The organism is Nocardiopsis sp. M1B1 (assembly GCF_052466615.1).
The window spans coordinates 6,855,875-6,874,349 of record NZ_CP196194.1; the positions used below are offsets into that span (position 1 = coordinate 6,855,875).

At 70.7% G+C, this 18,475-nt stretch carries 17 protein-coding genes; 7 read left to right on the top strand and 10 right to left on the bottom strand.

Annotated elements, in window-relative coordinates:
• Positions 1-10 precede the first annotated feature (10 nt).
• From ACSTA4_RS29735 to ACSTA4_RS29745, 3 genes are read right to left on the bottom strand one after another with little or no spacing between them, the layout of a single operon-like run.
• Positions 11-493 carry a nucleoside deaminase gene (locus tag ACSTA4_RS29735; protein WP_274975561.1) on the bottom strand — a complete coding sequence of 161 codons (483 nt, stop codon included), beginning with the start codon at positions 491-493 and terminating at the stop codon, positions 11-13.
• Positions 490-978 carry a tRNA adenosine deaminase-associated protein gene (locus tag ACSTA4_RS29740; RefSeq protein WP_444961961.1) on the bottom strand — a complete coding sequence of 163 codons (489 nt, stop codon included), beginning with the start codon at positions 976-978 and terminating at the stop codon, positions 490-492. The genes ACSTA4_RS29735 and ACSTA4_RS29740 overlap by 4 nt, the downstream gene beginning before the upstream one ends.
• 43 nt (positions 979-1,021) lie before the next feature.
• On the bottom strand, positions 1,022-1,522 hold the full coding sequence (locus ACSTA4_RS29745) for a tRNA adenosine deaminase-associated protein (RefSeq protein WP_043705448.1): 501 nt from the start codon (positions 1,520-1,522) through the stop codon (positions 1,022-1,024).
• A 325-nt stretch (positions 1,523-1,847) separates the two neighbouring features.
• Between ACSTA4_RS29745 and upp the strand changes: the two genes are divergently transcribed.
• From upp to ACSTA4_RS29775, 6 genes are all read left to right on the top strand, one after another.
• Positions 1,848-2,501: a uracil phosphoribosyltransferase gene (upp, locus tag ACSTA4_RS29750; RefSeq protein ID WP_248772855.1), complete on the top strand. Its 654-nt coding sequence runs from the start codon at positions 1,848-1,850 to the stop codon at positions 2,499-2,501.
• A 409-nt stretch (positions 2,502-2,910) separates the two neighbouring features.
• Positions 2,911-3,144, top strand: coding sequence for a hypothetical protein (locus ACSTA4_RS29755; RefSeq protein WP_212642086.1), 234 nt, complete (start codon positions 2,911-2,913; stop codon positions 3,142-3,144).
• 308 nt (positions 3,145-3,452) lie between these two features.
• The gene (locus tag ACSTA4_RS29760; protein ID WP_013155824.1) at positions 3,453-3,614 is read left to right on the top strand and encodes a hypothetical protein; all 162 of its coding nucleotides are present in this window, start codon (positions 3,453-3,455) and stop codon (positions 3,612-3,614) included.
• A gap of 18 nt (positions 3,615-3,632) precedes the next feature.
• Positions 3,633-4,142, top strand: coding sequence for a PH domain-containing protein (locus ACSTA4_RS29765; protein ID WP_013155825.1), 510 nt, complete (start codon positions 3,633-3,635; stop codon positions 4,140-4,142).
• 433 nt (positions 4,143-4,575) lie between these two features.
• Complete coding sequence (locus ACSTA4_RS29770; protein ID WP_019609507.1) at positions 4,576-4,806, top strand: hypothetical protein; 231 nt, start codon at positions 4,576-4,578, stop codon at positions 4,804-4,806.
• Positions 4,807-5,430: 624 nt separating this feature from the next.
• The gene (locus ACSTA4_RS29775; protein WP_444961962.1) at positions 5,431-7,086 is read left to right on the top strand and encodes a TlrC/CarA/OleB/SrmB family ABC-F type ribosomal protection protein; all 1,656 of its coding nucleotides are present in this window, start codon (positions 5,431-5,433) and stop codon (positions 7,084-7,086) included.
• Between the two features lie 102 nt (positions 7,087-7,188).
• On the opposite strand, the gene dnaB is transcribed toward ACSTA4_RS29775, so the two are convergent.
• The gene (gene dnaB, locus ACSTA4_RS29780) at positions 7,189-9,786 is read right to left on the bottom strand and encodes a replicative DNA helicase (protein WP_444961963.1); all 2,598 of its coding nucleotides are present in this window, start codon (positions 9,784-9,786) and stop codon (positions 7,189-7,191) included.
• Positions 9,787-10,133: 347 nt separating this feature from the next.
• Between dnaB and ACSTA4_RS29785 the strand changes: the two genes are divergently transcribed.
• Positions 10,134-11,483 (top strand): MATE family efflux transporter, encoded by a 1,350-nt coding sequence (locus ACSTA4_RS29785; RefSeq protein ID WP_444961964.1) that lies wholly within the window; start codon positions 10,134-10,136, stop codon positions 11,481-11,483.
• 68 nt (positions 11,484-11,551) lie between these two features.
• Here ACSTA4_RS29785 and ACSTA4_RS29790 read toward each other — a convergent pair whose 3' ends face one another.
• The 6 genes from ACSTA4_RS29790 to ACSTA4_RS29815 form a co-directional block, all read right to left on the bottom strand.
• Entirely contained in the window at positions 11,552-12,385 is an 834-nt protein-coding gene (locus ACSTA4_RS29790; RefSeq protein ID WP_444961965.1) for a peptidoglycan recognition protein family protein, read from the bottom strand.
• A gap of 256 nt (positions 12,386-12,641) precedes the next feature.
• The gene (gene rplI / locus ACSTA4_RS29795) at positions 12,642-13,088 is read right to left on the bottom strand and encodes a 50S ribosomal protein L9 (protein ID WP_013155831.1); all 447 of its coding nucleotides are present in this window, start codon (positions 13,086-13,088) and stop codon (positions 12,642-12,644) included.
• Positions 13,089-13,115: 27 nt separating this feature from the next.
• Positions 13,116-13,352, bottom strand: coding sequence for a 30S ribosomal protein S18 (rpsR, locus tag ACSTA4_RS29800; protein WP_013155832.1), 237 nt, complete (start codon positions 13,350-13,352; stop codon positions 13,116-13,118).
• 99 nt (positions 13,353-13,451) lie between these two features.
• Positions 13,452-14,042, bottom strand: coding sequence for a single-stranded DNA-binding protein (locus ACSTA4_RS29805; RefSeq protein WP_212642079.1), 591 nt, complete (start codon positions 14,040-14,042; stop codon positions 13,452-13,454).
• 128 nt (positions 14,043-14,170) lie between these two features.
• The gene (rpsF, locus tag ACSTA4_RS29810) at positions 14,171-14,461 is read right to left on the bottom strand and encodes a 30S ribosomal protein S6 (protein ID WP_013155834.1); all 291 of its coding nucleotides are present in this window, start codon (positions 14,459-14,461) and stop codon (positions 14,171-14,173) included.
• A gap of 238 nt (positions 14,462-14,699) precedes the next feature.
• On the bottom strand, positions 14,700-17,642 hold the full coding sequence (locus ACSTA4_RS29815; RefSeq protein ID WP_444961966.1) for a transglycosylase domain-containing protein: 2,943 nt from the start codon (positions 17,640-17,642) through the stop codon (positions 14,700-14,702).
• Positions 17,643-18,475 lie beyond the last annotated feature (833 nt).

The window sequence follows — 18,475 nt, forward strand, 5'->3', positions numbered from 1 at the left end:
GCGAGACACTCTACCGGATACGGCGCCGTGCGAAAAACCGGCTCAGGAGATCGGAGCACCTGTCCGAGAGCTCCCGCGGCACCAGGTCCGGCGGGACGACCTCCGGGCGGTGGTTGAGACGGGGGTCGCGGACCGCGTCCCACACCGATCCGGCCGCGCCCGCCTTGGCGTCCCGCGCGCCGTAGACCAGCCGGTCCACGCGGGAGAGCACCGTCGCGCCCGCGCACATCGTGCAGGGTTCGAGGGTGACCACCAGGGTGCAGCCGCCCAACCGCCACTCGCCGCGCGCGCGTGCGGCGGCCCGCAGCGCAAGCACCTCGGCGTGGGCGGTGGGGTCGCCGGTGGCCTCGCGCTCGTTGCGCCCGGTGCCCAGGACGGCGCCGTCGGCGTCCAGCACGACCGCGCCCACCGGCACGTCACCCGTCTCCAGGGCGGCCTCGCCCTCGGCGATCGCCGCGAGCAGAGCGGCGTCGAGGACGTCCCGTCCGATCACAGCCTCATACCGTCGAGGATCTCTGCGAAGCCCGCGCGCTCGGCCACCACGGCCAGGACGTCGCTGGGCAGGACCCCTCCGCCGACGGACAGAGAGCGCAGCTCCTCCTCGGTCAGGCCCAGGTCGGAGAGCAGGTCCCCGTCGCCGTCGGGCCGCGGGTCGGGCCGGGCTCCGGCGCTCTCGGAGGGCGGCGGCGCGCCCAGCCCCCCGGCCTCGGAGAGCACCGAGGCCAGCGGGTGGTCGTGCACCACCCGCGCGTCGGAGAGGTACACGCGCGGCTCACCGCCGTCGTCGTCGGCGCGCACGATGGCGAACCACTCGTCGTCGGCCTCCACGAGCAGGATCGAGACCCCGCTGCCCCGGTCGGTCGCGAAGTCGAGCATCAGTTCGGTGACGTCGTCGATGACGTCCACGTCCCCGAGTTCGACCTCGGTTCCCCGCCACGTCCTCCCGTTGGGAGCGAAGACCGCTGCGAAGGTCGACACCGCGTGCTCTCCTGTCCGCCCGGATGCTCTTCTCGGCAGGTCCTTACCCCATACCGTCCAGTACACGCTGGAAGGACTGGGCGAATCCCAGCCGCTCGGACACGCTGGCCAGCACCTCGTCGGGGTACAGGTCCAGATCGCCCGCCAGGGCGCCCAGCTCCATCTCGTCCAGCCCGAGGTCGGCCACGATGGACAGGTCGCCCGCGGGCAGCACCTGGTCCAGGTCGTCGTCGTCCGGCTGGTCGATGTCCAGGTAGTCCAGGACGTCCCGGGCCACCTGCCAGTCCACGGACGCGGTCACGTCGGACAGGAAGAGGGAGACGTCCTCACCGTAGACCCGCACGATGACGAAGAAGTCGTCACCGACCGAGACCAGGCCGAGTGAGCCGCTGATGCTCGGCTGCTGGCGCAGGGCGTGGATCAGCCCCTTGAGGTCGTGCGTCAGGGTCACGGGGAGCAGGTCGACGTCCCAGTACTCCTCTTCCCTGTACGCGATGGCCGCGAAGTCGCCCGAGTCGTCGTCACCATGATCGAGCACTGTCATCGTCACCCCAACCCGGCCGGTGTATCGGTGCGGACGAAGGAATCCCGGATCGTCCGTGCGAGTGACATGGTAACGATCACTCCGGTGCCACCGTCCCCCTCGGTCCGCGTCATTCCGGACCACGCTCTCATGAGAACCGGTTCCCCGCTCGCCCCTCCGCCATCCCCGCGCCCCCCCGGGCGCCCCCGGCCGCGCGGCCGCGCCGGTCCGGAGAAGGGACCACCCGGCCCGCGGCGCCTCCGGTCCGGTGGACGCGCGCGGTTAGACTCGGGCAGGCCTCCTCCCCAGCCACCGTCTTGTTGTCCCAGCTCAACCGGAGAACGCTTTGGAAACCCTGGTCGTCGACCACCCCCTGGTCGCGCACAAACTGACCACCCTGCGCGACGTGGGTACCGACTCCCCGACCTTCCGGCGCCTGACCGACGAGTTGGTGACCCTGCTCGCCTACGAGGCGACCCGGGACGTCCGAGTGACGGACGTCACCATCCGGACCCCGCTCGTGGAGACCACCGGAACGCAGCTGACGCGTCCCACTCCGCTCGTGGTGCCGATCCTGCGCGCGGGCCTGGGCATGCTCGACGGGATGACCCGCCTGCTGCCCACCGCCGAGGTCGGCTTCCTGGGGATGGCCCGCGACGAGGACACCCTCCAGCCCGCCACCTACGCCGACCGGCTGCCGCAGGACCTGTCCGGCCGCCAGTGCTACGTGCTGGACCCCATGCTGGCCACCGGCGGCACCCTGGCCGCCGCGCTCAAGCTCCTGGTGGAGCGGGGCGCCGACCACATCACCGCGATCTGCCTGCTCGCCGCCCCCGAGGGCCTGACCGCGGTGGAGCAGCGGCTCACCGAGGGTCTGGACCCCGACCACGGCGCGACCCTGCGCGTGGTCACGGCCGCGGTGGACGAGCGGCTCAACGAGCAGGGCTTCATCCTGCCGGGGCTGGGTGACGCGGGCGACCGCCTCTACGGCTGCTCCTGAGACACACCCGTCCCGTCCGCCCCCAGCGCCCGCCGGATCACGGTCGGGCGCTTTTTCGGCTCTTTTTGCGACCGGAGGAATGAACGACCGAAAATCGGGCATGCCTGCTGCCGACTCCCCCGTCCGCCCTGGTGGACACGGCGAGCCGGCGCAAGCGCCGACACGGCTTTGCATTAGCCGAATTCATTTCGAGACGGTAATGTAACAGAGAGGAGCGATGATGGTTCCCGCACGCCCGTAAGCGGAGACCAGCCGGACCGAAACGCCCCTCACCCCAGATCTCCCTCTCAGCCCGCTGACACCGCACGCCCGAGCCTCCTCCGGCGCGGCGCTTCGTCCACCCTCCAGCGGCTACCGAAAGATCCCGAAAGAACACACAGCGCGACCCCCGTAGCCCCCAAGGAGTGAGATGAACGAGAACCCCTCCACCTCGACCGCCCGCGACTCTCGCTTCGAACCGGTGCGGAGCCGGTTGGCCGAGGAGTTCTCCGACGTGCACCACACCTCCACCGTCACGCGGTGCGTGGACGCGGCACGGCACGGCGCCGAGGACGTGACCGGCAAGGCCACCCCCGACCTCGTGGAGCGGATCGCCCGACAGCACCTCCAGGTGCTCGCGCTGGCCTTCGCCGAGCAGTCCTAGCGGATCCGAGCGGGCCCTACCTAGGTTTTCGGCCTGTCCGAACTCCGGTGGCCTGCGTAGGGGGAGATGAATTACCCCCTTATATCCAGCAGTGTCCTTAATGTCATAGCCCTCGATGGACCTGAACCACATTCCGGACCACCAATCACTGGGTTACCAACACCACCGGAACCGGACACAGCCCGCATGCGAGGAAGGTCCGACATACCGCCACGCCGAGGGTGCGCCCCAGGCTTTACGGGCATGATGGTCGGTGCGACAATCACTGCTGGGTTGGTGGGTCAGGTGGATTCCAAGAGGAGTCAGTCGTGGCGAAGTTGAAAAAATGGGGCGGCTACGCGCTCATCGCTTTCGTGGCGTTCTATCTGTTCACACAGCCGGAAAGCGCTGCCGGGGTGATCGAGAGCGCTCTGGGCGGTCTGATGGGGGGCGCGGAGTCGATGTCCCGTTTCGTCAACGCGCTCCTGTAACCGGAACGGTCGGGTGGCATGCGGCTCGTAGCGTCGAGTAACAGCGCTCCTGCGTCGGTCAACCGCTACCTCCTGCCGCACGAGCAGGACGTGGTGACCATCCGTCGGCACCCCGCGGTGCTGATCGGTCCGGTCGGAGCGGTTCTCGGCGCGCTGATCCTCGCCGGGATCCTCAGCAACACCTCCATCGCCGACAGCGCCGCGACGCTGGCGATCATCTGGTGGGTGTGGCTGCTGGTGTTGGTGTGGTTCGTGTGGCGGGTAGCGGAGTGGTCGGTGGACTACTTCGTCATCACCTCCGCACGGCTCCTGCTGACCACCGGCCTGATCGTCCGGCAGGTGAACATGATGCCGCTGGGCAAGGTCACCGACATGAGGTTCGAGCGGACCCTGCTGGGCCGCTTCCTCGGTTACGGGACCTTCGTGATGGAGTCGGCCGGTCAGGACCAGGCCCTGAGCCGGATCGACTTCATCCCCTACCCGGAGCAGCTCTACCTGGAGGTCGTGGGGCTCATCTTCAAGGAGTGACCCCGCACCTCAAGGCCCACGCGGAGCACCCGCCGTCCCGGCGGGTGCTCTCGCCGTGTTCGGGCCCCTGCCGGGCGGGCGGGAGGCGGCCCCCGGTGGGCCGTGGCCGTCGTACACGGCCGGGTCCCTCCGGTGCTGCCGCGCGGCGCCGGGCACGTGCGATCGGACCGGTCACCCCCTTTCGCGCTTCGTTCACCTTTTGTTCACCTTTCCTACGAGTGACACACTTCTTTCCTCATTGCAGGTCAGCGGTCCGTCACACAGTGAAGTCAGCTCATCACGCATAGAACTCGCTGACCTGGGCAGGTCTCCAAGCAGGCCTCACACGGAGGCCGAACCCCTGATGGACCACGCCCACGAAATCCGGCGAATTGACTCGAAGGTGAACGTAGGGTTAACTTGGGACATCTGAAACGGAAACGAGGAGGGTCCCATGGCGCGCAGGACGGACCGTGCACCCCACCCCACTCGGTTCTCGACGACCCGTCGGCGCATCCGCCTCTCGGCTGGGACCAACCGCCTCTCCGGTCTCGCGACCGAGCCGGTCAACGTCCCGCAGCCCCGCGAGGACGCCGACGCGACGACGTCGGGACACCCGATCATGCACTGGGTGCTGGTCACCGACGACAACGGTCGGAGCCGCCCCGAGGTCCGCTGGCTCTAGCCGGCGGTTCGAACGAAGGCCTCCCCACCCGGAACCTCCGGGCGGGGAGGCCTTCGCCGTTGCCCGGGGCCGACCGCGCCCCCGCACGGACGGCCCCGGTGGGCGAGGGGCCGCGCCGACTCCGGCGCACGGGTGCGCGGCGAACCGAAGCGAGCACAGGGGGCCGCCCCACGGGGCGGCCCCCTCGTCGTGCGCGGAGTCCGCGCGGGGCCTCCCTGCGGCCTCCTCCTGACTCCACAACCCTTTGTCGACAAATCGGTTTGACCATAAAGAGCAAAGTGGTTAGCCGTTACAGGCCTCCTGTCGCCCCGAACCCCGTGATGTCGGTCTCACGAATCTCCGCTTGACGGCCAGCGAAACGAGACGTATCGTCTTCCATATGAGGCTGATCTTCCTGTAGTCCCGCGTCCGACGCCCGAGCCACCGCCGCCAGCGCCCAGTGCCGCACGGCGACCTCCCCGCGCTCCCCGGCGTCGCCGTACCGCGGTCGACCACGGAAGGCCTCACCGTTCCCTTTTCTCGGACCCGCGCCATCGCCGCGCCCTGTCCGAAACCCGGAACGCCAGCGCCCCACCGTCGATCCGCGGCTCCTCTCCCAGCCACACCGCAGATCAGGAGGCGCGCATGCTCACCGCCCGAGTACGAGCACAGTCCCAGCTCACCCTCAACGACATCACCCACCGCTACGGCGACCACACCGTGCTCGACCGTGTCACCCTCACCATCAGCCCCGGCGAGCGCGTCGGGATCATCGGCGACAACGGCTCCGGCAAGAGCACGCTGCTGCGCCTGCTCGCCGGGGAGGAGGAGCCCACCAACGGCGACCTCACGATCCGGGCCCCGGGAGGAACGGGCTACCTGCCGCAGACCCTGGAGGCGGTGGGGGTCTCCACCGGCACCGTCGGCGACGCGATCGACTCCGCCCTGGCCGTCCTGCGCGACATGGAGGCGCGCCTGCGCGCGGCGGAGAGCACGCTCGGCTCCGCCACCCCGGAGGAGCTGGACGCCTACGGCGACCTGCTCGCCCGGTTCGAGGCGCGCGGCGGCTACGACGCCGACGCGCGCGTCGACGCCGGACTGCACGGGCTGGGCCTTCCCGGCCTGGACCGCGACCGCCCGCTGAGGACCCTCTCCGGAGGGGAGCGCTCGCGCCTGGCCCTGGCCGCGATGCTGGCGGCCTCGCCCGAACTGCTCCTGCTGGACGAGCCCACCAACGACCTGGACGACCGCGCGGTCGCCTGGTTGGAGGACCGGCTCCGCCGCCACCGGGGCACGGTCGTGGCCGTCACCCACGACCGGGCGTTCCTGGCCAACGTGACCGACACCGTCCTGGAGGTCGACCACGACCTGCGCCGGATCCACCGGTACGGCAACGGCTACGACGGGTTCCTGGCCGCGAAGGCCTCGGCCAGGGCCCGGTGGATCCGCGAGTACGAGGAGTGGAGGGCGGACCTGGCCCGGCAGCGCAGGCTGGCCGAGAACAGCATCGCGGCGCTGCGGGCCATCCCGCGCAAGATGGAGAAGGCCGCGTTCGGCCACGGGGCGTTCAAGATGCGGGGGGCCGCGCACGGTTCCATGGGCCGCGTCCGCAACGCCAAGGAGAGGATGGAGAGGCTGACCGCCGACCCGGTGGCGCCGCCGCCGGTACCGCTGCGGATGACCGCCGGGTTCACCGGGTCCCGCGCCGGGGAGAGCGCTCCGGCCGCCTCTCTGGAGGGGGTCCGGGTGGACCACCGCCTGGAGGTGCCCTGCCTGGACCTCGCTCCGGGCGAACGCGTGCTGGTCACCGGACCGAACGGGGCGGGCAAGACCACCCTGCTCCGGGTCCTGTCCGGGGACGCGCTCCCCGACGAGGGGCGGGTTTCGGTCCCCGGTCGGGTGGGTTACCTGCGTCAGGAGGACGGCTCCTTCGCCGCCGGACAGACCGTGCTCGGCGCCTACGCCGCGGGACGGCCCGGTTTCGCCGAGGACCACCGGGACGAGCTCGCCTCGCTCGGGCTCTTCCGGCCCGGGGAGCTGGACCAGCCGGTGGCGTCCCTGTCGGTGGGCCAGCGCAGGAGGATCGAGGTCGCCCGGCTGACGTCGGGGGCCTACGACCTGCTGCTCCTAGACGAGCCGACCAACCACCTCTCCCCCGGTCTCGTGGAGGACCTGGAGGAGGCGCTGACGCGCTACGAGGGCACGCTGGTGGTCGTGTCACACGACCGCAGGACCCGGCAGCGCTTCACCGGCCGCCACCTGGAGCTACGGGAGGGGATCGTGGTCAGCGACTCCGCGTGAAGCGGACGTAGCGCTTTGTCGACAAATCGGTTTGGCCATAAACCGCTATTACGACTAGCCGATATTCGGGGCCCGCTGCGCGGCGGGCCCCGACGCGGCGGCCTAGCCCGGCGCCATGTCGACGAACCGGCTGTAGTGGCCCTGGAAGGCCACGGTCACGTCCGCCGTGGGGCCGTTGCGGTGCTTGGCCACGATGATGTCCGCCTCGCCCGCGCGCGGCGACTCCTTGTCGTGCACGTCCTCGCGGTAGAGCAGGATGACCATGTCCGCGTCCTGCTCGATGCTGCCCGATTCGCGAAGGTCGGACACCTGCGGACGTTTGTCGGTGCGCTGCTCGGGGCCTCGGTTGAGCTGGGAGAGCGCCACCACCGGGACCTCCAGCTCCTTGGCCAGGAGCTTGAGGGACCGCGACATCTCCGAGACCTCCTGCTGGCGGCTCTCCACCCGGCCGGGCGAGCTCATCAGCTGGAGGTAGTCGACGATGACCAGCTTGAGGTCGTGCTGCTGCTTGAGCCGCCGGCACTTGGCCCGGATCTCCATCATCGACATGTTCGGGGAGTCGTCGATGAACAGGGGCGCGTTGGCCACCTCGCCCATGCGCCTGGCCAGGCGGGTCCAGTCCTCGTCGGTCATCAGCCCGGAGCGCATGGTGTGCAGGGGCACCCGGGCCTCCGCCGACAGCAGGCGCATGACGATCTCGTTGCGCCCCATCTCCAGGCTGAAGAAGACCGCGGTCATGTCGTGCTTGATGGACGCCGCACGCGCGAAGTCCAGGGCCAGCGTCGAGTTGTGGGTGGGGACCATCGACCGGGTGGCCAGGAACAGGTGGTCCGGGTGGTCCACCTGGACGCAGCGGACCGGAACGCTCTCCACCGGTCGCACCTCGGTGACGAACCGGGAGCCGATCCGTGCGTAGCCTCGGTCGGCGCCGCGCTCCCGGTGCGCACGCCTCTTGCGTGCGAGTCGGAAGACCTCGCTCCTGGAGCCGAAGGTGACCGTGTAGCAGGTGGACGATTCCTCCGACCGGCCGCCGACCCGCCTGGTCGACATCCCGGTGCGGTACCCCAGGCTGTGCGCCAGTTCCCGGAAGCCGTTCGCCAGGCGCTGGCTGGTGACCGCGAACTGCACGGAGCCGGTGGCGTTCACCGTGCCGTCCGTGTCCAGCAGACCGGCGAGGAGGGCGCGCCGCTGGTCGACCGAGGCGCGCAGGTACTCCTGGGGGATGTGCTTGTTCCCCAGAACCCCGAGGGTGCGCAATCTCGCTTGGACACTGCCGTGGCTGGCGACGCACTCACGGCACCGGAGCTGACCGAAGCAGGAGCGCCCGCAGTCGACGCAGGAGGTGTGCGGCACAGGATCGGAGACGAAGCGCGCCTTGCCCCCGCACGACTGCCCACAGCTGCGCACGTGAGGCAGGGAGGGCACGAACTCCGTTCCGCACACCACGCACTCACGGGCCGCGGGCGTGGTGTCCTCCTCCGGCAGGAAGACACCGTAGGTCATGCCGGTGGAGCCGACCGGCTTGGTCACGAGTCCCTCGGCCTCGATGTTGAGCAGGACCTCGGGGTCCGTGCTGGTGACCCGGGCGGCGGCGGAGGCTCCGTCACCGAGCCAGGCGCCGAGGAAGTAGGGCGGCAGGGGGAGGTCGCGTTCGGGCAGCTCGATGGCCTCCGCGTTGACCACCGAGTGGTTCAGCCTGCGGTCGGCGGTTTCCGTACGCAGGGTCCGGGCGATCTCCCTGGTGCTCCTCACCTCGGGCAGCACACGGGGAACCGCGCCCCGGAGCCCGGCCTCCCGGGCCGCGCGTCGCGAGGCCCGCGTGTGGGTCAGCCACTGGTGGTCGCCGTCGGCGACCACGGTGGTGCCGTCGTCGAACACGACCTCGAAGCAGGGCCGCCCGGTCATGACCTCGGTGGCGGCCACCACCCGGGTGGGTGTCCCGTCGGCGGCGATCAGCTCGGTGCCGACCTCGACCTCCCCCATGGTGGTCCATCCGCCGGGTGTCGGCAGGGGCGTGTCCAGGGCAAGCGCCTTGCCCACGGCCGGGCGGGCGGCGATGATGACCATCTGGCCGGGGTGGAGGCCGTTGGTGAGGGCGTCGAAGTCGGCGAAGCCGGTGGGCACGCCGGTCATGGTGCCGTCGTTGGCGCCGATCGCCTCGATCTCGTCCAGAGCGCCCGGCATGATGTCGGCGAGCGCGACGTAGTCCTCGCCGGTGCGCTTCTCGGCGACCTTGTAGATCTCGGCCTGGGCGTGGTCGACCAGGTCGTCCACCTCGCCGTCCCCGGCGTAGCCGATCTGGGCGATGCGGGTGCCCACCTCGACCAGGCGGCGCAGGACCGCGCGGTCGGAGACGATCTTGGCGTAGTAGCCCGCGTTGGCGGCGGTCGGGATGGCCTCGGTGAGGGTGTGCAGGTAGAGGGCGCCGCCGACACGAGTGGCCTCGCCGCGCTTGGTCAGCTCGGCGTTGACCGAGATGGCGTCCACGGGCTCGCCTCGGGAGAAGAGGTCGACGACGCTCTCGTAGATGATCTGGTGCGCGGGCCGGTAGAAGTCCGCGGAGCGGATGATCTCCACGACCTGCGTGATGGCGTCCTTGGACAGCAGCATGCCGCCGAGCACGCTCTGCTCGGCCTGGATGTCGTGGGGCGGGGTGCGCTCGTATCCGCCTTCTTCAGGTGGCTGCTCAGCGACACTCACGAACGCTCCCCCGGGACGGTACTTCCGTCGGCCCGGGAACGGGCCGACCCTTCCAGGATGCCCCATGGCGGATGCCGGAGGCGCCTCGGCCGGAGGTTGTGGACACGTCCCTTACCACCATGTCCGGTGCCCCGCAGGGCATCCCGGACCGGGGTTGTGCACATCACCTGTGGATAACTTTGCCGCGACCGCTGCATACAGCCCTTGACCTGCCAAAACGCAGGATGCAGTCAGGGGGTGCAAGATGCCTCACAGGGCGTGTTTCCACAGGTTATCCACAGGCTTCAGCCGGGGTGTGGACAACTCCACACCCGCGTAGAACGCGTGTCCGATACTGTGTGCTCGTCATGCCACAACTGCTTTCGGCCGCCCCTTTCCGGCACCGCCACGACCGCGAGATCCTCGCTCTGGCGGTCCCGACGTTCTTCGCGCTCATCAGCGAGCCCCTGTTCCTGCTCACCGACTCCGCGATCGTCGGCACGCTGGGCACCGAGGCGCTCGGCGGCCTGGGCGTGGCCGGGCAGGTGCTGCTCACGCTCGTGGCCGTCTGCGTCTTCCTCGCCTACGGCACCACCGCGGCGGTCTCGCGCAGGTTCGGTGCGGGCGATGTCCCCGGGGGCGTGAGGGACGGCGTGGACGGGCTGTGGCTCGCGGTCCTGCTGGGCTTCGCGGCCGTCGCGATCGGCTGGCCGCTCGGCCCGGTGATGGTGGAGGCGCTGGGCGCCTCGCCCGACGTGGCGCCCTATGCCCTGACCTACCTGCGCATCAGCCTGCTCAGCACGCCGTTCCTGCTCATCGTCATGGCGGGCACCGGTGTGCTGCGGGGCCTCCAGGACGCCCGGACCCCGCTGGTGGTGGCGGTCTGCTCCTACGTGGCCAACGCGGTGCTGTGCTCGTTGTTCGTGCTGGTCCTGGACTGGGGCATCGCGGGTTCGGCCTGGTCGACGGTGCTCGCCCAGGGCGGGGGCGCGTTCTGGTACGTGATGACGATCGCGCGCGCCGCCCGGCGCGAGGGCGTGTCGCTCATGCCCACGACGGCGGGCCTGCGCGCCTCGGCCTCGGCGGGGTTCGCCCTGTTCCTGCGCAGCGTGTCGATGCGCGTGGTGGCCCTGGTGACCACGGCGGTGGCGGCCCGGCTGGGCGACGCGTCGATCGCCGCGCACCAGGTGAGCCACAACATCTGGGCGCTGCTGGTGTTCGCCATGGACGCGATCGCCATCGCCGGGCAGTCCATCGTGGGCCGCTACTTGGGCGCGGGGGACGTCCAGGGCACCCGGGACGCCACGCGGCGCATGGTGGAGTGGGGCGTGGGGCTGGGCCTGGTCTTCGCGGCGCTGGTGTTCCTGGCGCTGCCGTGGGCGTGGATCCCGTTCACCTCCGACCCCGAGGTGCGCGTCCTGATCACGGCCTCGCTGGTGGTGGTCGCGCTGCTGCAGCCGCTGAGCGGGGTGACCATGGTGCTGGACGGCGTGCTGATGGGCGCCGGTGACCAGCGCTACCTGGCGTGGGCGTCCCTGTGGACGATGCTGGTCTTCCTGCCGTTCGCCCTGGTCCTGCCGCGGCTGGCGGACGGCCCCCTGTGGGCGCTGGTGAGCCTGTGGGTCGCCTTCGGGGTGTGGATCCTCGCCCGCGCGGTCACCCTCGGGTTCCGGGCCCGGAGTACGGCCTGGCTGGTCACCGGCGCGTACCGGCCCTGATCAGGGGGCCCGCCACGGCGCGGCCGTGACGGGCCCGGTGCCCGTGTCCCTCCGGCGGACCGGCGGGGTCACGTGAACGTGTCGCGCTCACCGACGGCGGGTCCGTGACTGTAGGGCCTCACCTGTTCGTCCCGCGGCACGTCGGGGTAGGTCGGCAGCTGGTCGGGCTCCGGTGCCGCGACCGCCGCCGCGCCCGGGTGGGCGAGCTGTTCCCGCATCCTGCTCCTGACGGTGGAGCGGAGTCGGGGCAGCGCCGCGTAGAGCTTGTCGCCGGGGCAGCCCGTCGCATTGAAGTCGCGGTGGCCGACGATGGCCTCGTCGGGGTCCAGCCGGTAGGCCAGGCACAGCCAGGCACAGGTGTCCGCCAACGAGTCCAGCAGGACCGCGGGCGGGGCCGCCGAGGTGTAGGTGCCCTCGTTCTCGATCCCGATCGCGTGCTCGTTGTGGTTGGCGGTGTGCGCGCCGAGGACGTGGTGTCCCGCGCTGACGGCCCGCAGGCTCTGGTCTCGCCCCTCCATGATGTGGCCGCCGCGGCTGATGGTGAACTGCTGCCCCATGTCGCTCCACCCGTTGGTGTCCATGTGGTACCGCTGGATGGAGCGCGACAGCGACGCGGCGTGCGAGGTCGAGGTGTCGGACGCGTTCGCCGTGGCGGTGTGGTGCACGACGATGTGCGTGGCCCCGCGGCGCACGACCTCGATCTTGTTCTTCGGAGCGCGCGCCCCCCAGTCGGCGCGCGTGTACACCTTGGGTCGCGTGGCCGCGGAGGCCCGGTCCGCGGCGGGGATCCCGGCGATCCCGCCGAGGAGCACTCCCCCGGCGGCGAGGGCGGTTCCCCGCAGAACGGTCCTGCGGTCCACCCGTGTGTGTCGGCCCGGCTCGTCTCTTCTTTCCACGGTCATGGCTCTGCGTCCTCTCCGTGCTGGGTGGTGCAACGTACGACACCAACACAGAGAACACGATAGATTACAAAGAGTAATCAAAGGGTTGTCTGTTGACCAGGCGTGTCAGGAGAACCGAGCAAGAACGCGGACCGCCTCCGGGGACCGGCGGACCCGCGGAGGGCCGTCGGGGGCGCGGCGGAGACCCCGGGAAGCATGGAAAAAAGCGGGGCCCCGCCTCCCGGAGGGAGACGGGGCCCGGCGTGCACGGCGTCGGTCAGGAACCGACGACGTCCAGCTTGATCGTCGCGGAGACCTCGGGGTGCAGGCGGACCTGGACCTTGTGGCTTCCGACGGCCTTGATCGGGTTCTTGATCTCGATCCGGCGCTTGTCCAGCTCGGGACCACCGGTCGCCTTGACGGCGTCGGCGATGTCCGCGGGCGTGACCGAGCCGAACAGGCGGCCGCCCTCGCCGGCGCGCTGCTTTAGGCGCACGGTGAGCGCGTTGACGCGGCCAGCGACCTGCTGGGCCTCGTCGAGCGTGCGGATGTCACGCGCGGAGCGCGCGCGCTGGATCAGGTCGATCTGCTTCTGACCGCCGCGCGTCCACCGGATGGCGAACCCGCGGGGCAGCAGGTAGTTGCGACCGTAGCCGTTCTTCACCTCGACGACATCGCCGGGGGCTCCGAGACCGTTGACCTCGTGGGTCAAAATCAGCTTCACGACAAAAACCTCCCTCGGATATCGCCGTTAGCGGGCGGTGCTGGTGTAGGGCAGCAGGGCCACCTCGCGCGCGTTCTTGATCGCGGTCGCGACGTCGCGCTGGTGCTGGGTGCAGTTACCCGTGACGCGGCGGGCGCGGATCTTGCCGCGCTCGGAGATGAACTTGCGGAGAAGCGTGGTGTCCTTGTAGTCGATGTAGGACTGCTTCTCCTGGCAGAAGAGGCAAACCTTCTTCTTGGGCTTGCGCGCTGCCGGCTTAGCCATCGTGGTGCTCCTTCGCAAGAGCCCCGGGGTCCTCCCGGGGATGGTCTGATGTGGAAAGGGTCTGGCGCCTCGGGGCGCCGGACGGGGTACTCGCCGCGGTTAGAACGGGGGCTCGTCGGAGAAGCCCCCGCCTCCGCCGCCGAAGCCGCCGCCACCGCCGCCGTTGGTCGCCCACGGGTCGTCGGCCGGGGGGCCGCTGCGGCCTCCGCCGCCCTGCGACCCGCCGAAGCCGCCGCCCTGGTTCCCGTAGCCGCCGCCCTGCTGGGGCTGGCCGCCACCGAAACCACCGCCGCCGCCACCGCCGAAGCCGCCTCCGCCGCCCTGGCGCTGCGACTTGGTCACCTTGGCGGTGGCGCTGCGCAGGGCCGGGCCGACCTCGTCGACGTCGATCTCGAAGACGGTCCGCTTCTCACCCTCGCGGGTCTCGTACGAGCGCTGCTTCAGCCGGCCCTGCACGATGACGCGCATGCCGCGCTGAAGGCTCTCGGCCACGTTCTCCGCGTACTGCCGCCAGACGGTGCAGGTGAGGAACATGGACTCGCCGTCCTTCCACTCCCCCGACGCGCGGTCGAAGGTGCGGGGCGTCGAGGCCACACGGAAGTTGGCGACCGCGGCTCCACTGGGAGTGAAGCGCAGTTCAGGGTCGTCGACCAGGTTGCCGACGAGCGTGATCTGGGTTTCGCCTGCCATGGATGGGCTCCGGTTCGAGGTAGTCGGATCAGGCGGTTTCGCCTGTTCCCCCGATCATCCGCGCGACCACCGACATAACAGCCGGGGCCGGGGGTGGATCGGGGCGGGGGACGGCGGCGGGACGCCGCCTAGTGGACCTCGGGGCGGAGCACCTTGGTGCGGAGCACGGCCTCGGCGATACCGAGCTGGCGGTCCAGCTCCTTGACCGTGGCGGGCTCGGCGGTGAGGTCGATCACCGCGTAGATGCCCTCGGCGTTCTTGTCGATGTCGTAGGCGAGACGGCGCTTGCCCCAGATGTCGACCTTCTCCACCGAGCCGCCGTCGTTGCGGACGACACCCAGGAAGTTCTCCAGCGACGGGGCGACGGTGCGCTCGTCGAGGTTGGGGTCGAGGATGATCATGAGTTCGTAACGACGCATAGGCGTACGTTCCTCCTCTGGACTGTCGCGGCCATGGAATCTCCATAGCAGGAGGGCAGGAGTCCGGGACGGGTTCCGCGCCGCGGGGGCGGGCGTCGCGCGGACTCTGAGCCATACGGGATCAAAGATTACCAGCAGCCGCGCACCCTCCGGTGCGGCCTGTGGACGGAGCCCGGGCACACTCGAAGGGGGCCGGTGCGCTCCACGCGCACCGGCCCCCCACTCATCCAGAACCGGGTCAGTCGTTCCGGCCGAGGATCACCAACCTGCCGGGGTCTCCGCTGGTGTTGGTCGTCCTCCCGAAGCCACCGCCGCCCTGCTCCCCGCCGTCCTGCTCGGGGTCCGAGGCCTCGCCGCTGGGGTCGGTGTCCTCACACTCGGGCTGCAACCAGCCGCCGCACTCCTCCTGGTCCCCCGTACCGGGGCTCTCCGGGCAGTCCCGGCCCATTCCGGGTTCGCAGGGCTCGTCGGTCTGCTGGTCCTGGCACTCCGGGGAGTCGGGCATGGACGGGTCGCACTCCGCCGGGCTCTCCGTCGGGGACTCCTCGACCGTGGGCTCGTCGCTCGGCTCGTCGCTCTCCTCGGCGCTCGGGGAGGGCGTGGGCACGAAGCTCTGCTCCGTGCCGACGTAGGCGGGCGGCGGGAACGGCGCCGGTTCGACGCCCTCCATGGCGGTCGTCATGAACTCGCGCCACACGTTGGCCGAGGTGGTGCCACCGTAGATCTCGCCCGCGGTCTGGCCGTCGAACTCCAGGGGCTGGCTGGCGTCCGCGCGGCTCAGGCCCACCGCGGCGACGAGCTGCGGCGTGTACCCCACGAACCACGCGGAGACCGCGTCGCTGGAGGTACCGGTCTTGCCCGCGACGGGGCGCCCGTCGGGCAGCGCCGCCTGGTCGCCACCGCCACCGGGCTCGACGACCTGGGTCATGGCGTAGGTGACGTCGGCCGCGACATCCGCGGTGACCACCTGCTCACCGCTCTCCAGCAGGTCGGCGTCGTCGGGCGGGATGACCTGGCCGTCGGAGGTGCGCAGCTCGGTGACCATGTGCGCCGGGCGGTGCACGCCGCCCGCGGCGAAGGTGGAGTAGCCCTCGGCCTGGTCCAGCGCGCTCACCTGGTGGGTGCCCAGCGCGATGAGCGGCCCCTGGGCCGAGGTCGTGGTCTGCTCCTCGGCCACACCGGCCTGGACCGCGAGCTGGTCCACCGCGACCGGGGTCATCTGGACCGCCAGCTCCACGAACGGGGTGTTGACCGAATGGGCGGTGGAGTAGACGAGGTCGACCGGTCCGTGGCTGGTGCCGTTGGCGTTGATGACCTCGCTCTGCAGCCCCGGGAACTCCTGGGGGGAGTCGCCGTCGAACGTGCTGTTGAGGCTGATGCCGTTCTTGAGCGCGGTCGCGAGCACGTAGGGCTTGTAGGACGAACCCGCCTGCGTCCGGTGGGTCAGCGAGTTGTTGACGTCCTCGACCACGTTGTCGCCCCCGTGGAAGGCGACGATCCGCCCCGTGGCGGGGTCGACCGCGGTCAGGCCCATCATCGTGTCCTCGGGGGTGTTCGGCAGGACGTCGAAGGAGCTGCGCGCGGCGTCCATGAGCGCGGGGTCCAGCGAGGTCTGCACGACGAAGCCCTGGGTGGCGATGTCCTGGGCGGTGATCCCGGAGTAGCGCTCCTCGATCTCCTGGACGACCGCCTGGCGGACGTAGTCGAACTTGGGGTCGTACTCCTGCTCCTCCTCGCCCTCCTCGGTGCCGTACGGAACCAGCTCGGGGATCTCCAGGGCCTCGGCCTCGGCCCTGGGCAGGCCGAGGTCGGGGTCCTCCTCGTGCATGAGCGCCAGCTGCTCCTGCACGTAGGGCCAGCGCTCCTCGTTGAGGTAGGTCCTGGTCCAGTCGCCCATCTCGCCCTGGAAGTTGCTGGGCATCTGGATGATGATGCCCAGGAAGGCGCCCTCGGCGTCGGTCAGCTCGTCCAGGTCCTTGCCGAAGTAGGACTGGGAGGCCATCTGGATGCCCATGGCGTTGCGGCCGAAGTAGATGGTGTTGAGGTAGGTGGAGAGGATGTCCTCCTTCTCCATCTGCTGGTTGAGCTTGATGGAGATGAAGATCTCGCGGATCTTGCGGATGTACTGGTTCTCGATCTCCAGGTCGCTGTAGTAGTTCCGCGCCATCTGCTGGGTGATGGTGGAACCGCCGCCCGCCTCGCCGCCGGAGAGGAGGGCGCGCCCGATGCCGGAGACGCTGATGCCGGGGTCGGTGTAGAAGGTGCGCTGCTCGGCGGCGAGCACACCGTTGATGACCGTCTGCGGGATGTCCTCGCTCTGGACCTCGACCCGCCTGACCTCGCCCGTGGTGACCGCGACCTCGGGCTCGGCGTCGCCCTCCGGAGCCCACATGATCTGGGTGGCGGACAGGTTGGCGTCCGACTTGGCCTCAAGCTCGTTCACGTTGGGGGCCATGGCGTACAGGACCGCGAAGGCGGCCACGCCGCCGATGATCATCAGACCGAAGACGGCCAGGGCGGGTTTCCACGCCTTGGACAGGAAGCGCTTGAACCAGGGGCGGTCGTCCGGCTCCTCGTCGCGGGAGCGGCGCCGGCCGCCTCCCCGGCCTCCTCTGCCGCCGCCGGCGGCGGCGCGGGAGCCGCGGCCCGGGGCGCGCCGCCCCTCGGAGCGGGCGGCGTTCTCGCGGTCACGGCCGCGGTCGCGGGGGTCGCGGGGGTCGCGCGGTCCGGAACCGGCCGCCCTGCGGCGGCCGCGGGGGTCCTCGTCCGGGCGGCGGCGCTGCCCCTCGGGACGGCGCGGGCGCTCGCCCTCGGAGCGGTGGCCGGAGCGCTCACCGTCCTGGGGCCGCCGGGGGCGCTCGCCCTCGGGACGGCGGCGGGGGCGGTCACCGTCGGCGGGGGCGCGGCGCTGCCCCTCCGGGCGGCGGGGGCGGTCGCCCTCGGAGCGGCGGCCCTCGGAACGGGCCTCCTGCTCCGGGGGGCGTCGGCGGCGCGGGCGCTCGGGCCCGGTGTCGTCCCCCCAGAAGCCGTCACCGGCGTCCGGGCGGCGGCGGCCTCCGGAGGGTTCGTCCCGGGGCGGGCCGTCGGCCCGGCGCCGTCCGCCGCCGCCGCGCGAGCCGTCGGCCGGGCCGTCGGCCCGGCGACGGCCGCCATCGGCGTTCCGTCGTCGTTCGGTACTCACGTGGTCCTCGATTGCCTCTCACGGCCGGTCGGCCTGACGATTCCTTGGTGGAAACGGGGGGACGGTCCCCCTGGGGGATCGGTGATCCGCGACCTGCTTCTCGCGACGACTGCGTGGACCGGACCGGCGTGGCCGTGTCCAACGCTGTGCCTGTCGTTCAAGGCTTGATAAAGGACGCCCGAAGGCGGGCGGGGGTTTTCACACAGGTCGCGAAGACGTAAGCCGCTTCTTCCTCCTGGTCGTTGGCCTGCGGGAGCGACAGCCCTCGGTGCTCGGTGCCTACGGAAACGCCGCCGCGGCAGGGGCTGGGTCCGGGGGCTCTACCGGCTACGCACGCAAATCACAGGTCACGTTAGAGCGATCGAACGGTATAGCACAACCCACGCGCGAGGTTATCGCGCGTCTTGGCACACCTGGCCATGTTTCGCCTGGAATCGCCCGTCATGCCAGTTCAGAGCGGGCAAACCGAACCCCGACGAGTCTGCCGGGCGTCGACCCGCCCGAGAAGTGTTCGGTGTCGGCGCTGGTAGGGATGGGTGTGTGAGATTTTCCCCGCAGGACTCCGGGGGTTCACGGACGGCGGCCGACGCGCGGGCGCACTCACGCGGACTCGTGTCACAGGTCTGGCATGCGGGCCCGCGGGTGGGCGGAGATAGAGTCAGAACTGAACAAAACAGCCAGACATGCATGTTCCCCCTGCGGTTCCCGGTCGCGGGACGCGAACCGTGCCCGGTCCGTCCGCCGAGGCGGCGCGGAGGGCACGGGGACCGCGCGCGCCGGACACCGACCACCGCGGGCGGTGCGGGGCGGCGGGTGGGAACAGAAACGCCGTG